Source organism: Pacificoceanicola algae (genome assembly GCF_049341065.1).
Taxonomy (GTDB): domain Bacteria; phylum Pseudomonadota; class Alphaproteobacteria; order Rhodobacterales; family Rhodobacteraceae; genus Pacificoceanicola.
Genome location: NZ_JBMPIX010000005.1, coordinates 266,200 through 280,985, shown reverse-complemented (window position 1 = coordinate 280,985; position 14,786 = coordinate 266,200). Strand labels below are relative to the sequence as shown.

Here is a 14,786-nt window from a genome sequence, read left to right as displayed (position 1 = left end):
ATATGTCCCTGCATAAGAATTGCCCCGGCGGCGGTAAAAATGCCGCCGGGTGCCATGCGTATCCTGGATCAGTCGAGGACGATCAGGCTGTCGCCCGCCCGTGTACCCTGCCCCTCAGGCAAGACGAAGACCGGGTTGATCTCGGCTTCGCTCAGTCGTCCATCAAGGGTTTCGGCCATGGACGAGAAGGCGATCATGGTGTCCACCAACGCTTCGATGTCGGCCTTGGGGCTGCCTCGGAAACCCTTCAGCAATGCCCCTGCCTTGATCTCGTCGATCATGTCGCGCGCGCTTGTCCGATCCAGCGGCAAGAGCCGGATTGCGGCGTCCTTGTAGAGTTCCGTCGTCACGCCGCCCGCACCAAGCAGCGCATAGGCCCCGAGTTGCGGATCGCGGTTGAAGCCGAGAATCATCTCAACCCCGCCCTTGACCATTTCCTGAACAAGGAAGCCGTCGATCTTGGCCGAGGTCGCGGCGCGCACGCGGGCCAGCATCGCCTCGCATTCAGCACCGACGTTTGCAGGGTCGATGTTCAGCGCAACGCCGCCCATCTCGGACTTGTGCAGGATCTCGTTCGACAGGATCTTGATGACCACAGGGCCGTCAAAGTCCTTTGCCTTCTGCGCCGCCTCTTCAGGGGTCTCGGCCGTGACTTCGCGGGTGACGGACACGCCAAAGCGGGCAAAGAGCTTCTTGGCCTCAGCCTCGTTCAGCGAACCGGGCGCGATATCGCTGCAATCGACGTCCTGCGCGTTCGACGCGCCGTCCTGCGATGCACCGGTTCTTGCGGCCAGCGATTGCAGCGCCGAGGCGCAGCTTTCAGGGGCGGCAAAGGCCGGGATGCCGCGACCGTTCAGTGTGCGAACGATGTTCGGCGCATCCGGGCTGAAATAGGCCAGGATCGGCTTTTCGGTCAGGGCCAGCGAGTCAAGCACCGGCTGCGCCACCAGATCAGGCTGGGCAATCGAGGACGAGCCAACCACCACGACAATCGCGTCGAAGCTGGGGCTTTCCACGAGGATCTTGAGGATCGAGCGAAACAGGTCCGGGCGCAGCCCGGCCAGCGTCACGTCGATTGGGTTGCGATCAAGCTCGGCCTCTTTGAGGTCCAGCGCCTGCAGCTTCTCGCCGGTCTCTTTTTCGGGCGCAGGCATGTCCAGCCCGGACAGTCCCACGTTGTCCGCCACCACGGTGGCAGCCCCGCCGGTCGAGGTGACGATGGCCACCCGATTGCCCTTCATCAAGCGGCCTTGCGCCAGCGCTGCCGGGATGTCCAGCAGGTCGGCAAAGGTCTGGGCGCGGATGATGCCAAGCTGTTTGAACAGCGCGTCATAGACCTCATCCGCACCGGCCAGCGCCCCGGTGTGCGACACGGCAGAGCGCGCGCCGGATTCAGAACGGCCTACCTTGTAGGCGACAATAGATTTGCCTGCGGCAATCACCTTGGCCGCCGCCGCGCGGAAGCGGGCCACGTTGCGGATGGTTTCGAGATATAGCGCCACGACCTGCGTCGCATCGTCATCGGCCAGCGCTTCAAGGAAATCCGAGACTTCCAGATCGGCCTCGTTGCCGGTGGCAACCAGCTTGGAGAAACCAATGCCCCGCGCCACGGCGCGCGACAACAGCGAACCGAGAATGCCGCCCGATTGCGACAGCAGGGCAATCCGGCCCTCCGGGAAGTCATCAACCTCCATCGCGCCCGACGCTGTCAGCGGGATGCAGTCGCTCAGGTTCACAAGGCCGATGGTGTTCGGCCCAAGGATTCGCATGTCGCCCGCCGCCTCGCGCAGCTGTTCCTGCCGCTTGCGGCCTTCTTCACCCGCCTCGCCAAATCCCGAGGCCAGCACAACCGCAGCCTTGGTGCCGCGCGCGGCCAGATCGCGCACCGCGTCGATCACCCGGTGCGCACCGACCAGCACGAGGCCCAGATCGGGCGCTTCGGGAAGGTCGGCGATATTGGCATAGCTTTTAAGCCCGGCAATCTCGTCATAGCGCGGATTGATGGGATAGATCGCCCCGGTGAACCCCTGCTTTTGCAGAAAAGCGATGGGACGCCCGGTCAGTTTGGCCGGATCGTTGGAGGCCCCGACAACGGCAACGCTGGTCGGGTTCAGGATGGCTTTCATGTTGGACATTTCGGCGGCCCTCACTTCGACAGCTTGTTGAGGAAATCTTCGACCGACTGGCGGTGTTCGGCAGTGGTGTAACACATGGCCTGCGCTTCCCGACCCAGCGCAAAGATCTCGTCGTCCGAGCTTTCAAACGTCTTATCCATGATTTCCTTGGTCAGCGCGATGGCGGTAGGCGCGCCGATGGTCAGTTCCTTGGCCCATGCCTGCGCCTCAGTCAGCAGGGCTTCGGGCGTTGCGACGCGGTCGATCATGCCGATGATCAGCGCCTCATCGGTTTCGACGACCCTGGCGGAAAAGATCAGCTCTTTGGCTTTGGAAAGACCCACACGGCGCGGCAGGAAATACATGCCGCCCCCGTCCGAGACCAGGCCGCGCTTGATAAAGCTCATCGACATCTTTGCGCCATCCGCCGCGATGATGAAATCGCAGGCCAGCGCCATATCAAGGCCAAGCCCGTAGGCCCCGCCATTCACCGCCGCGATGACCGGCTTGGTCACGCCATGAATGGCGGCCACGCCGCGATGGGTGTTCTTCTGCCGCTTCCAGCCATTGAAGGCCACTTCGCCGGTCGGCGCATCAAGCCGCGCCCGCATGCCCGCAATATCGCCGCCTGAGCAGAACCCTTTGCCCGCTCCGGTCAGGATGATGGCGCGGACGCTCTTGTCGGCATCCGCCTCGGCGAAGGCGGCGATCAGTTCGGCGCGCATCTGGTCGTTGATCGCGTTGCGTTTTTCGGGGCGGTTCAGCGTGATTGTCGCGATCCCGTCATTGTGGGAAACGGTGATGAACTCGGGCAGGGGCACTGCGGTGTCCATGGGTATTCCTTCTCGTCTCTGCGCAGCCGAGGCTGCCGTTTCGCGTGTTATTTGTTGGGTTTCTTGGTCACGGCATCGGGCAGGTCCGAGCCGTCAAAGATGGTTTTGCGCAGTCGTTCCAGCTCTGCCTGCGGCAGAACCGGGCCGACCAATTCTTCGTATTTGGCCTGCAAATCCGTGCGCGAGATTGGGTTGTCCGGATCGCCCCGGCGCGAGGGTTGGAAATGCATCCATGACCGCCCGTCCTTCAACGTCAGATGCAGGCGCGCCATGCGTTTACGTGGGTATTCGGCGGCCAGATCTTCGGCCCGTTCGACGGTGATGCGGGGCATCAGGGTGCGGATGTCCGGGTTGCTCAGCGCCTCGGGCGCAAAGGCCGCCAGCCGCACGCCGCCCAGAACCATCAGGGCCGAGAGGCAATATTGCGCACTGAACCGGGCCTCCTGCGCAACCTTGGGGTCGGGCCGGTCGCAGATGTCCTTGGTCGGCCCGTAACCTTCGATGCGGATCGCTTCGATATCATCGGGTCCAAAGCCGTGCTGGCTGCGCAGAGCCTCCAGCGCATCGAGCGCCGGGAAGATATGGCCGCAACAGCCGTGGATCTTCACCGTCATTCGGGTGATTGGAGTCCACTCCCCTGCCCCGTCGAACGCCGCGTCCCAGTTGCCGGTGCCCGCGCTGGTGGCGGCGGCATAGCCCTTGGGACCATCAAGGCTGTCCCACGCCCCCGTTGCGCCAGAGGCAGCGGCATATGCGGCAAGGACGCCCGCATCGGCGGCATGGCCGGGATGCATTGCCTTGACCATGCTTTCGCCTTGCAGGTTCTGCTGCACGCCGCCGGCAAAACTGGCCGCGATGGCGATTGCATTGGCGATCCCGTTCCGGTCGCAGCCGAGCAACATCGCGACCGCCGCCGCTGCGCCAAAAGTGCCAACCGTTCCGGTGATATGCCAGAATTCGTAGTGGCTCGGTTGCAGCGCCATGGCGATGCGGCAGCCGACTTCATATCCACCGATCACCGCGCGGTCGAAAGCCTCGCGTGACGCGCCGATATCCTGCGCCACGGCAAGCGCGGCAGCAAAAGTGGGCGATCCGGGATGATATCCGCCGTCGCGGAAGATGTCGTCGAATTCGACTGTATGGCTGGCCGCAGCGTTGATGAAGGCGGCGCTACGTGGGTCGACCCACCGCTCGCTGGTGTAACACCATGCCTTGCCGCCCCGCGCAAGCCCGCCTGCCGCGAGCAAAGTGGCCGGGGTCTGCAAGGTGCCCGGTAGTGTCGTGGCAAACCAGTCCAGCGTCGCGCAATGCACCGCATCGCGCAGCGTGTCACTAAGGGGCGCATCCAGCCAACCGGCGGCCAAATCTGCCAAGTTTTCAATCGCCGTTGTCATTGCGCTGCCGTTTCCCTGCATGTCGGCTGTGCCGCCTGAAGCGCCAGACCGGCGAGGCACAGCGCCTCGATCTCGTCATTTCCCAACCCGATCGACCGCAGGATGTCGGCGGTATGCGCGCCCACTTCTTGCGGCGGCAGGTTGACGCCCGTGTCGGAGGCTGACATGCGGAACGCCACCGACGGCACCCGCAGCCCCTCGAGCCGGCCGCTCGGGTCGGCCAGCTTCAGGAACTGGGCGCGGGCCTCGGCCTGCGGATCCTGCAGCGCCTCCTCGAGACGGCGGATGCGCGAGGCGGGCACGCGCCGCTCGTTGAAGAACTCTTCCCAATAGGCGGCGGGCATGGTTTCGATAATCGAGGCCAGCACTGCATGTTCGGTCTTGTAATCGTCGATCCGGGCGAGGTTGTCGGTCTTGACCAGATCCTCGCGGCCGAGCCCAACCCAGAGCCGCCGTTGTTGCCGCAGGTTCGACGCGGCGATCATCAATGGCTCGTCGGCGGCCTGATACATCCCCAACGTAGCGAAGGCATAAGAATTGCCCTTTGCCTTGGGGTGTTTACCAGTCCAGAGAAAGTCCGTCGCAGGCGTGGTCATCAGCGTCATCGCAACATCCAGCATCGACACCTCGATGTTCTGCCCCTTGCCGGTACGTTCACGCTGGAACAGCGCGGCGGAAATCGCAAAGGCGGCGGTCAGCCCAGTGGCATAGTCGACAACCGGCGCGCCGCATTTCAGCGGGCGGTCATCGCCATGGCCGGTCATGTCCATGATGCCGGAAAACGCCTGAATGATATTGTCATAGCCGGTCTGGTGCTGGCGCGGCCCGGTGGCACCAAAGGCCGAGACCGAACAATAGATCAGGCGCGGATTCACGGCGGCAAGGTCTTCATAGCTCAGGCCCAGATCCGTGAATGCACCCGGGCGGTAGTTTTCGACAAAGACATCCGCCGTTTCTGCCAGCTTGAGAAGGGCGTCGCGCCCCGCCTCGGATTTCAGGTCCAGCGCGAGCGTTTTCTTGCCCGCGCCTTGGGCAAGGAAAGCCGTCCCCATGGCGGCGCGGACCAGATCACGGTCGGTGCCGTTGAACCGCGCCTGATCGGGATCATTTGGGGCCTCAAGCTTGATCACCTCAGCGCCAAGCAACGCCAATTGGTAGCTTGCATAAGGCCCGGCCAGAACATGGGTCGTGTCGATGACCCGAAGGCCGCTGAATGCGCCGGTCATGATGGACACCTTTTTGGAAGCGGGAAACAGGATTGGGATGATCCCTCCACCGCAGGGCGGAGAGACCGGAGGAGCGGCATCAATTGATGATACCGGCGGCCTTGAGCTGTTCTTCGGCAACGGTGCTCATTTGCTTGATGAAGGCCGAATATTCCTTGGGACCGTAGTCGCTGTCCTGAACGCCAGCGGCGCGGGCGTAGGTCTGGTAGCTGTCGCTTGCCATGGCCTTGTGGATGGCGTCGGCGATCTGCTGTTGCAGCTCCATCGGCATGCCCTTGGGACCAAAGACACCGCGGATTTGCAGCCAACTTGTGTCGACGTCATACCCCTGCTCGCCAAATGTCTGCATGTCTGGCAGCGTCGACAGGCGGTTGTCACCCAGAACACCAAGCCCCTTCAGACGGCCCGCTTCGAAGAACTCAAGCGCCGGGCCGAGGTTGGCGACACCCACGTCCATATGCCCACCCAGCACAGCGGCGATGATATCGGGGGTCGACCGATGCGCGACCCAGTTGAATTTCACACCGGCCGCTTTTTCCAGCATCGACATGCCGATATTCTGCATCGAGCCGACGGGGCCGAACCCGGCAATATTGACTTCACCACCATTGGATTTTGCCAGTTCGACCATATCGGTGATCGAATTCAGCTCGGAGTCCTTGGATACGAAGAACAGGATCGGGTCGATCTGCGACAGGGCCACCCACTCGAAATCATCCGGAGAAAAGGTGCCACGCAGATTGGTCTGCATACCGGTCAGGTGGGTTACGGTATTGACGCCCAGGGTCAGCCCGTCGGGCTTGGCCGCGCGGATCTTTGCCATCTGGGTCGCCCCGCCACCACCCGGCGCGTTCACGACCACGATGGTCTGGCCGATGATCGGCTCAAGTTCCTTGACCAGCGTGCGGCTGTAGACATCCACGCCGCCGCCGGGCTTGGTGTGCAGGATCATGTTCACCGGTCCCTCAGGGGCCCAGCCGTCAGCCATAGCACCCTGTGCGATACCCAGTGTCAGAGCCGCCGCGCCCGCGACACCCAGCGCCAGTTTCTTGAGATGAGTGATTGCCATTCGTTTTCCTCCCATAGCAGTCGTGTACCTTTTGGCGTTGCCGCCTTTTGACAGTTTCGATCTTCCCGCCCCTCGCGTGAACTGAGCGTTTGTCAGGCAACGGGGACTGAAATCTTGGTCAAAGCGCCTGCGCTTTGGCGCGACGGGCGCGGAGTTGCGACACGCCGGACAGGACAAAGGCGAGAACGGCGATCGTGATCAGGATCATGGTCATCGGCGAGGTGTAGAAAATGTCCCATTCGCCCTTGTTCGAGATCAGTGCGCGGCGGAAGTTGGTTTCCATCATCTCGCCCAGCACCAGCGCGAGGATGATCGGAGCCAGCGGGATTTCCAGCTTGCGCAGGATGTAGCCCAGCACGCCGAAGACCGTCATCACATGCACCGGGAACATCGTGGTGTGCGACGCATAGGCACCGACATAACAGATGCCGGCAACAATCGCGGCAATCGCCGGGCGCGGGATATTCGCGACCTTGGCCCAGATCCGTGCCCCGGCCAGGCCGATCAGCACCATCACCGGCACACCGACCCAAAGCGAGGCAAAAACGGTGTAGGGAATCTCGGGCGATTTGGTGAAAAGAAGCGGTCCCGGCTGGATGCCCTGCACCATCAGCGCCCCGATCATGATCGCCGTGGTTGGCGAACCGGGAATGCCAAGCGCCAGCAGCGGGGCCAGAGCGCCGGCCACGGCCGAGTTGTTGGCTGCCTCGGACGAGGCCACCCCTTCCAACGCCCCTTTGCCGAATTTCTCGGGCGTCTTCGACATGCGCTTGGACACGGCATAAGACACAAAGGACGCAATGGAGGCCCCCGCGCCGGGGATCACGCCGATGGCATAGCCCAGAACCGAACTGCGCAGGATTGCGGTTTTCAACCCGAGGATGGACTTGACCGGCAGCGCCAGAAGGCCACCGATGGGCGTGCTTTTCAGCTTTTCCGACGGGCCGTCCTCGATCATGAAAAGAACTTCGGACAGGGCGTAAAGGCCCAGCAGAACGGGCACCAACGGCAGACCTTCGAAGAACTCGGGGTTGCCCATGGTAAAGCGCGGCGTACCGGTCTGCACGTCCAGCCCGATGGTGGCCAGCGCAAGGCCGATCCCCATGGCCACAGTGCCTTTCAGCGGGGATCCTTCCGACAAACCCGCCACAAGGCTCAGCCCGACAAGCGCCAAGGCGAAATATTCACCGGGTCCAAAGCGCAGCGCGAATTCTGACAGCGGAACTGCTGTGATGATCAGCAAAAGCGTCGCTATGAAGATGCCCGCACCCGACGACAGGATCGAGACGGTCAGCGCCTCGCCGGTGCGGCCCTGTTGGGTCAGCGGGTAGCCGTCCCAGGAGGTGGCCACCGCTGCCGCCGTGCCGGGCGAGTTGATCAGGATCGCGGTGATCGCGCCGCCATATTCCGCCGCCGCATAGAGCGCGACCAGACCCACGATGGAAACCACCGGGTCCACGCCATAGGTGAAGGGGATCAGCAGCGCGACGCCGAGGCTGGGGCCAAGGCCTGGAATGGCCCCGATCAGGTAGCCAGCCAACGCGCCGAACACGAGGGCGAACCAGACCATGGGGTCGCCGAACGCGGAAAAACCGATTGCTAAGCTCTCAAGCATGTTTGTTCCTCACGGCAGGTTGACGTCGAGCGCCAGGTTGAAAACGACGAAGATGAACGCTCCAAGGGCGAGCGGCACACCGATCAGGTGCAGCGGGCGGCGTTCACCGCAGGCCAGCATCGTCAGGATGGAAAAGATCAACACGCTCGGTAGGGTGCCCAGAGTCTCGAAATAGATCGACTGGAGGATCAGCAGCCCAATCGTCGCCAACACGAACAGCGGCCGCCGGATCGAAACCCAGGCCACCGGCACCGGATCGAGAAGGCGTATGACGGCAGCAGCGGCCACGGCACCAATGCCGATCAGCGTTGCCATAGCCAGCAGGGTAGGAAAGCCGCCCGCGCCGATATCGACTTTGTTGAACGGCGGCGGCAGGGCGGATGCCTGCGTGTAATATTGCCAAAACACGGCCAGCAGCGCCGCACAACCCACGAGATCCAGCACCGGCAGCGATCCTCGCACGACGTACCAGCGCAATCGCCAGCCAAGTGCTTTCTTGTAGTCTTCCATGTTTGCCTCCCTCGCCGACGCCCGCTTCGAGCATTGGCACATCTCCTGAGTGTCAGTGTCCCAAATCTGGGGCCGTCCCGTGAACTGAGTATTTGTTTGCCTTGTCGGCACTTGGGATTGGTCACGGACGAGCAACGCGCACCGGAAGCGTCCGAAATCCGGGAGCGGCAAGGGTCAGTCGGCGGTCCGCGCCATGTACATCGGACCACCCTTGTGGCGCGGGAACCCGTAGCCCGTGATCATCACGACATCGATGTCATCCGGCCCCTCGGCGATCCCTTCATCAAGCACGGCTTGCCCTTCACGCTGCATGGTGGTCAGGATGCGCGTGATGATCTCCGCCTCGGTGAACGCCTTGCGGGTACGGCCCGCTCTTGCGCATTCCTCTTCGATGATCCGTGTGACCTCCGGGTCGGTCTCGGCCTTGCCTGACGCATAGTCGTACCAGCCTTTGCCAGTCTTGCGCCCCAACCGCCCGGCCTCGCACAGACGGTCCGCGATGTGGGCATAGCGTTTGGACGGATCGCGATGCGACGCCCGCGCTTTGCGCTGCGCCCATGCGATATCGAGGCCGCTCATGTCCTGAACGGCATAGATCCCCATGGCAAAGCCAAAGGCCTGCATCGCCGCGTCGATCTGATGCGGCAGAGCGCCCTCTTCGAGCATGAATTCGCAATCGAGCCGGTAGGCGGCCATGATTCGGTTGCCGATAAAGCCGTCGCAGACCCCGGCCACGACCGGAATTTTGCGCAAGAGCTTGGACAGTGCCCCGCCCGTCGCAAGCGCCCGCGCGCCGGTAGCCTCGCCCCGAACCACCTCAAGCAACTTCATCACATGAGCAGGTGAAAAGAAATGCAGGCCCAGAATGCGCGCGGGGTCGTTCGTCGCCGCCGCCAGCACGTTCACGTCGAGGTAAGAGGTGTTGGTGGCCAGGATCGCCTCCGCGGGCATCACCGCGTCCAGCATGTCAAAGACCTCGCGTTTGACGCCCATGTCCTCGAAGACGGCCTCGATCACCAGCGGGCAGTCTCGCAATGCCGCATAATCAGTATCAGTGCTCAGGCGGGCCAGCGCGGCCTCGCCCTTGCTGGCAGAGACAGCACCACGTTTGACGCTGGCGGCGATGGTGTCGGCCACGCGGGTCCTGGCGGTCTCAGCCGCCGTATCATCGCGTTCGATCAGACACACCTTTGAGCCAGCAAGCAGCAAGGCCGTGGCGATCCCCGCCCCCATCGTGCCGCCGCCGATCACGCCCACGCGCGACAGGTCGGCCGGGTCTGCATCTGCCTGATTCAGAGCCTGACCCGCGCTGCGTTCCGCAAAGAACACATGCCGCAGCGCCGCCGCCTCGTCCGAGGCCGCGAGCCGCAGGAACCGCTCCCGTTCACCCGTCAGCGCCACTTCGACAGGCTCGTTTGCCGCGCATTTCAGCGACGCCAGCGCCTCGAGCGGCGCCGCGGCGCCCCGGCTGCGTTTGCGCAGCAGCACCTCTTGTGCATCCCAGTCGATGGCATCGCCCGCAACCAAGTCACGGTCCAACGCAGGCTTGGGACGACCCGCCGCCGCCAAATCCTGCGCCATTGCAGCTGCCTCGGCCTGCAAGTCACCCTGTGCCAGACGATCAACCAACCCCGCCTCCAGCGCCTCTCGCGCGCCGATGGGCTTGCCGCCGGTCACCAGCTTGATCGCTGTGGCCATGGGCACCAGACGTGGCAGGCGAACCGTGCCGCCAGAACCGGGAATGATCCCGATATTGACCTCTGGCAGGCCCAGCTTGCCCGAAGCCGCAGCGATTCTGGCATGACAGGCCATAGCCACTTCAAGCCCACCGCCAAGCGCCAGCCCATTGATCGCCGCGATCCACGGCACCGGTGCCTCTGCAATCGCGGCCAGAACGTCAGGCAGATAGGGCGCGACAGGGGTCTGCCCCAGTTCGCGAATATCTGCCCCGGCGACAAAGGCACGACCGGCCCCGGTCAGCACCACCGCATGCACATCCGCGTCGCGCAGCCTGGCCACCGCGTCCAGAAGCCCCTGCCGCACAGCGCGCCCGATGGCGTTCACTGGCGGGTTTTCGATGGTGACCCAGCCAAGCCCATCCCTAATCTCGACAATTACATCAGCCATGCGTGTCCCTTCCGTCGCAATTGCCAGAAACTTGGCGTTTGCGTGTGTATACTGAGCAGCGGGTATGCCGTGACCAAACCATTGGTTGGGTTCAGACCAGCCGAGGATCAAGTATGATGTCTGCATGCAGTCCCGTCAGGAGCGTCCTCCCGGCGGGTCCAGACCCCGAACAAGGACAATGCACCATGGCTGGCACAGACCAACCGCCGAGCGGCAACCCAACCATTCGCACCATTGCCATGCCCGCCGATACGAACCCCGCAGGCGACATCTTTGGCGGTTGGCTGATGAGTCAGATGGACCTCGCCGCCGGAACGGTCGCGACCTATACATCCGGCGCGCGTAGCGCCACGATCGCAGTGGACGGCATGATCTTTCACCGCCCAGTCAAGGTTGGCGACGAGGTGTCGCTGTATGCAGCGCTGACCAAGGTCGGCAAGACCTCGATGACAATTCACGTCGATGCATGGCGCCGCCCGCGCGAGGCGCGCTTCAGCGAAAAAGTGACCGAGGCGAATTTCGTCTTTGTCGCCCTCGACCCGGACGGCAAACCCATTCCCGTGCAAAACCTGCGCCCCAAAGAATAGCGCACTGCCCGTCGGCCCACCGACATGGACATGGGCCGGACGTCTCTGCACTGCCGAACACCCATCCAGCGAAACATCAGGACATGCCCGTGCCCTTGCGCATCAAGACTTTGCTTTCCCTGTCTATTCTTTACCTTGCGGCGACCTGCGCTGGTTGGGTTTTCGCCCGCATAGGCATTCCGCTGCCATGGATGATCGGACCATTGGTCTTGTCGGCGGCGCTTTCGATCTCGGGGGTGCTCAAGGTCACGGTGCCGGTCAAGACGCGCCCCTTTGGCCAGATGACCATCGCCGCACAGGTCGGACTTGCCTTCACACCCGCCGCATTGGCAGCACTGCTAAGCCTCGCCCCGGTGATGATCGGAACCGCGCTCGCCTCGGCGGCCTGCGCCGGGATGATCGCCATAATCGTTGCACGCACCACAGGGATCCGCCTGTCGCAGGCCTTCCTGTCGACTTTCCCGACAAGCCCCGTCGAAGCGGCCATCATGGCGGAACGGCACGGCTGCGACCCGGCGCCGATCATCCTGGCACAGACAACCCGCATCGCGGCGGTGGTGATCCTTGTGCCGATTGCGGTTTTCGCACTGGACGGCTGGCCCGACCGCTCGGGCATGATACGCGGCGGCGGGTTCGATCCCATCGGCAACGGCTTCCTCGCGCTGCTGGCCATTACCGGCGCGCTGCTGTTCAAACGCCTGCGCCTGTCCAACCCGTATTTCCTGGGGCCGCTGACCTTTTCCGCAGCCGCCAGCGCCATTGGCCTTCACCTGACGGCCTTCCCGGTCGAAATCCTGTCGCTGGCCCAGATCGTACTGGGCACATGGCTGGGCAGCACTTTCCGGCACGACCTCTTTGCCAATCAAAAACGCCAGTTGATCGCGATCATGACCAGCACGCTGATGTTGCTGGGCCTCATCTCTGGTATCGCGGTGGCCATTGCAGCACTGGCAGGCCAGCCCTGGGAGGTGCTGGTTCTGGGCGCGGCCCCTGGCGGCGTCACGGAAATGGCGCTGACCGCCAAATACCTTGGCATCGACCTCGCCCTTGTCACGGCTTTTCAACTCACCCGTATCTTTATTTTCATGCCAAACATCCCATGGTTCATCCGAATGATTGACGCCTATGAACAACGCAAGAACAGCCCGCAATAGCGCGAAGACTTCAAATGGTGTTGTCACATTAACGGGCCTGAGGTTGCTGATTCATTGATCTCGTCTTAGGCGATGCCGACGCAGACAGAGATAATCAGCTACAAACGCCATCGGTTTCCGCCCCAGATCATTGCTCATGTTGTCTGGCTCTACGTCCGGTTCAACTTGAGCCTGCGCGAGGTCGAGGAGATGATGCTGGCACGTGGCGTGGACGTTTCGTACGAGACGATCCGGCGCTGGACCGGCAAGTTCGGCCCGCGATCTTACTGGCTGTGGCGTGCCGTCGACCAACACGGCGTTGTTCTTGAGGAAATCCTGCAATCGAGACGAGACAAGCGCGCGGCGAAGCGGCTTTTGGTCAAGCTGATGAAACGCTGGGGCGTCGTTCCCAAAAGGATAATTACGGACAAACTGCGATCCTACGGCGCCGCCAAGCGCGAGGTCGCGCCTGGTCTTGATCATTGGTCACACAAGGGGCTCAACAACCGAGCGGAGAACAGCCACCTGCCCTTCAGGAAACGAGAGCGAGTAATGCAAGGCTTCCGATCGCCTGGTGGATTGCAACGCTTCGTCTCCATGCAGTCCGCAACCCGAAATACCTTCTCCGCCCCAGCCCGCCGTCGTTCCGCTTTTACCATACGCTACCATCGGCTCGAAGCTTTCGAGGCGTGGGAAACCGCGGCAAACGTCGCTTGATGCCCCATCAGTATCCTAACCTGCAGACTGGGCGAGTTAATGTGACAACACCCCTGGAATGCAGCACATTCCATTGCGGCGCTTTGATCCCCAAATTTTACCCTAAACCGCCGTTACTTGCGCGATTTCACAATGTCCAATAAGTTTGCCTTATCGGACACATAAAGATATGCTCGGCCACATGTTCATATCGTATTAGTTTCATGGTCGAATTCGCCCAATATCCGTCCCGTTGCCCCCGAAACGCCCAGTCCATCGTTGGTCTGGTCTCTTGATCAATCTTTGGCTTCATCCTGTTACAGAATTGATTGGGATCTTTTCCTTACTGACCAACTGCGCACGCCTGATGGATCCCAAGGGGATCAGCGCTGAACGCTTGAACATCCGAGCGGCCGCCTCAGGCATTATCCCTACTGGAACCTGGGCTGCGCCAAAGGGATCGCTCAGGATAACCAGAATCAAGTCACACCATCGTACGAAAAGTCTTGGAGCGGGGCCCTTAGCGTTTGTATTGCCCATTCCACGAGAGTCACGTGCCCCTCGTCATCATAGACGATGCGCTCGACCCAACGCTGAAGCATCTGCGTGCTCTTTGTAAATTTCGTGTCCGCTCGGTTCACTCGCGCGCCCTCCCCTCCCCTGCTCTACGAGATATGAAACGAGCTTGACACCTCCAAACCAAAGCGCGTTGCAGCCCGTCCCATCCAAGAGGAGAGTAATTCGTCACTGAATGGACGAGCGACCTCCGGACGCCGAAACTCGCCCGTGACGCGGACACTCGAGGCTGGAAACTTACTTCCGGGCGGGCGCGATCCGTATTCATCGACACTATCGGAAGGATCAGATCGGACCCGAAAATCTCAGCATCTAGCCTTTCTCCGGCCGGAACGAACGGCCTCCTTTGCCGAACTCTCTCAAAGAAGGAAAATATGCGCGACGCGTCCCCCCTAAGCTCCGCGTATGAGCGCGGTCCCTCTTCGCTGCACTCTTCGGATCGGAGGCCGCGGAAGGCGGCATAATACGCCGGAGGCTTTTCTGTAGCTCGGCAAAGATCACATCTGACTTCCGAGGCAAGAGGTAACGCCCCGAACCACATTCCCAAGCGGCCATCCGTTAGCAGTGCTTGGAGAGTGAGGTCCGTTCCTGCGCATTCCGGATGAATCCTCAGATCTTTGGCCAGAAGCCGTATGGCGTTGAGAAATATCCGCTGCGGGAAGGTATATTCACCTCATCGAGAGTGATCGTTTCTGCCCCAACCGTGCACAATAGGGAGTGACAAACGTCTTTGCCGTCGACCAATGCTTGCGCGCCAACGCTGTTGTTTGTTCGCGGCAAAGATTCCGCTTGATTGGCTTGGACGGCGCCCGCGCAACCACAACCAGGCGGCGATTAGTGCCGGTGACCTGATAAAACTTTGGCCTGGCTGGGAACAATCAACGGTTCGGATCGAGAAGCGCCCCC

Annotated in this window: 11 protein-coding genes; 3 read left to right on the top strand and 8 right to left on the bottom strand. The window is 62.1% G+C overall.

The genetic code is table 11. The annotated features are described in order from the left end of the window. Nucleotides 1-68: 68 nt before the first annotated feature. The 8 genes from ACOYQJ_RS10355 to ACOYQJ_RS10320 form a co-directional block, all read right to left on the bottom strand. Nucleotides 69-2,135: an acetate--CoA ligase family protein gene (locus ACOYQJ_RS10355; RefSeq protein WP_422905948.1), complete on the bottom strand. Its 2,067-nt coding sequence runs from the start codon at nt 2,133-2,135 to the stop codon at nt 69-71. Between the two features lie 11 nt (nt 2,136-2,146). After that, nucleotides 2,147-2,947 carry an enoyl-CoA hydratase/isomerase family protein gene (locus ACOYQJ_RS10350; RefSeq protein ID WP_422905947.1) on the bottom strand — a complete coding sequence of 267 codons (801 nt, stop codon included), beginning with the start codon at nt 2,945-2,947 and terminating at the stop codon, nt 2,147-2,149. 47 nt (nt 2,948-2,994) lie between these two features. Continuing rightward, nucleotides 2,995-4,341, bottom strand: a complete 1,347-nt coding sequence (locus ACOYQJ_RS10345; protein ID WP_422905946.1) for an MmgE/PrpD family protein — start codon at nt 4,339-4,341, stop codon at nt 2,995-2,997. Beyond that, nucleotides 4,338-5,567: a CaiB/BaiF CoA transferase family protein gene (locus ACOYQJ_RS10340; RefSeq protein WP_422905945.1), complete on the bottom strand. Its 1,230-nt coding sequence runs from the start codon at nt 5,565-5,567 to the stop codon at nt 4,338-4,340. The genes ACOYQJ_RS10345 and ACOYQJ_RS10340 overlap by 4 nt, the downstream gene beginning before the upstream one ends. Before the next feature lie 79 nt (nt 5,568-5,646). Next, the gene (locus tag ACOYQJ_RS10335) at nt 5,647-6,636 is read right to left on the bottom strand and encodes a Bug family tripartite tricarboxylate transporter substrate binding protein (RefSeq protein ID WP_422905944.1); all 990 of its coding nucleotides are present in this window, start codon (nt 6,634-6,636) and stop codon (nt 5,647-5,649) included. Between the two features lie 118 nt (nt 6,637-6,754). Then, nucleotides 6,755-8,251 carry a tripartite tricarboxylate transporter permease gene (locus tag ACOYQJ_RS10330; protein ID WP_422905943.1) on the bottom strand — a complete coding sequence of 499 codons (1,497 nt, stop codon included), beginning with the start codon at nt 8,249-8,251 and terminating at the stop codon, nt 6,755-6,757. 9 nt (nt 8,252-8,260) lie between these two features. Further along, on the bottom strand, nt 8,261-8,761 hold the full coding sequence (locus ACOYQJ_RS10325; RefSeq protein WP_422905942.1) for a tripartite tricarboxylate transporter TctB family protein: 501 nt from the start codon (nt 8,759-8,761) through the stop codon (nt 8,261-8,263). Nucleotides 8,762-8,935: 174 nt separating this feature from the next. Then, complete coding sequence (locus tag ACOYQJ_RS10320) at nt 8,936-10,888, bottom strand: 3-hydroxyacyl-CoA dehydrogenase NAD-binding domain-containing protein (RefSeq protein WP_422905941.1); 1,953 nt, start codon at nt 10,886-10,888, stop codon at nt 8,936-8,938. A 185-nt stretch (nt 10,889-11,073) separates the two neighbouring features. On the opposite strand from ACOYQJ_RS10320, the gene ACOYQJ_RS10315 reads away from it, so the two are divergent. The 3 genes from ACOYQJ_RS10315 (at nt 11,074) to ACOYQJ_RS10305 (ending at nt 13,325) form a co-directional block, all read left to right on the top strand. Beyond that, nucleotides 11,074-11,475: an acyl-CoA thioesterase gene (locus tag ACOYQJ_RS10315; RefSeq protein WP_422905940.1), complete on the top strand. Its 402-nt coding sequence runs from the start codon at nt 11,074-11,076 to the stop codon at nt 11,473-11,475. Nucleotides 11,476-11,558: 83 nt separating this feature from the next. Continuing rightward, entirely contained in the window at nt 11,559-12,629 is a 1,071-nt protein-coding gene (locus ACOYQJ_RS10310) for an AbrB family transcriptional regulator (protein WP_422905939.1), read from the top strand. A gap of 72 nt (nt 12,630-12,701) precedes the next feature. Next, nucleotides 12,702-13,325, top strand: a complete 624-nt coding sequence (locus tag ACOYQJ_RS10305) for a DDE-type integrase/transposase/recombinase (RefSeq protein WP_422905938.1) — start codon at nt 12,702-12,704, stop codon at nt 13,323-13,325. Nucleotides 13,326-14,786 lie beyond the last annotated feature (1,461 nt).

Bases quoted from the DNA above. Each gene is read 5' to 3' on its own strand.
- ACOYQJ_RS10355 (WP_422905948.1), bottom strand. From the start codon at position 2,135: ATGTCCAACATGAAAGCCATCCTGAACCCGACCAGCGTTGCCGTTGTC.
- ACOYQJ_RS10350 (WP_422905947.1), bottom strand. From the start codon at position 2,947: ATGGACACCGCAGTGCCCCTGCCCGAGTTCATCACCGTTTCCCACAAT.
- ACOYQJ_RS10345 (WP_422905946.1), bottom strand. From the start codon at position 4,341: ATGACAACGGCGATTGAAAACTTGGCAGATTTGGCCGCCGGTTGGCTG.
- ACOYQJ_RS10340 (WP_422905945.1), bottom strand. From the start codon at position 5,567: ATGACCGGCGCATTCAGCGGCCTTCGGGTCATCGACACGACCCATGTT.
- ACOYQJ_RS10335 (WP_422905944.1), bottom strand. From the start codon at position 6,636: ATGGCAATCACTCATCTCAAGAAACTGGCGCTGGGTGTCGCGGGCGCG.
- ACOYQJ_RS10330 (WP_422905943.1), bottom strand. From the start codon at position 8,251: ATGCTTGAGAGCTTAGCAATCGGTTTTTCCGCGTTCGGCGACCCCATG.
- ACOYQJ_RS10325 (WP_422905942.1), bottom strand. From the start codon at position 8,761: ATGGAAGACTACAAGAAAGCACTTGGCTGGCGATTGCGCTGGTACGTC.
- ACOYQJ_RS10320 (WP_422905941.1), bottom strand. From the start codon at position 10,888: ATGGCTGATGTAATTGTCGAGATTAGGGATGGGCTTGGCTGGGTCACC.
- ACOYQJ_RS10315 (WP_422905940.1), top strand. From the start codon at position 11,074: ATGGCTGGCACAGACCAACCGCCGAGCGGCAACCCAACCATTCGCACC.
- ACOYQJ_RS10310 (WP_422905939.1), top strand. From the start codon at position 11,559: ATGCCCGTGCCCTTGCGCATCAAGACTTTGCTTTCCCTGTCTATTCTT.
- ACOYQJ_RS10305 (WP_422905938.1), top strand. From the start codon at position 12,702: ATGCCGACGCAGACAGAGATAATCAGCTACAAACGCCATCGGTTTCCG.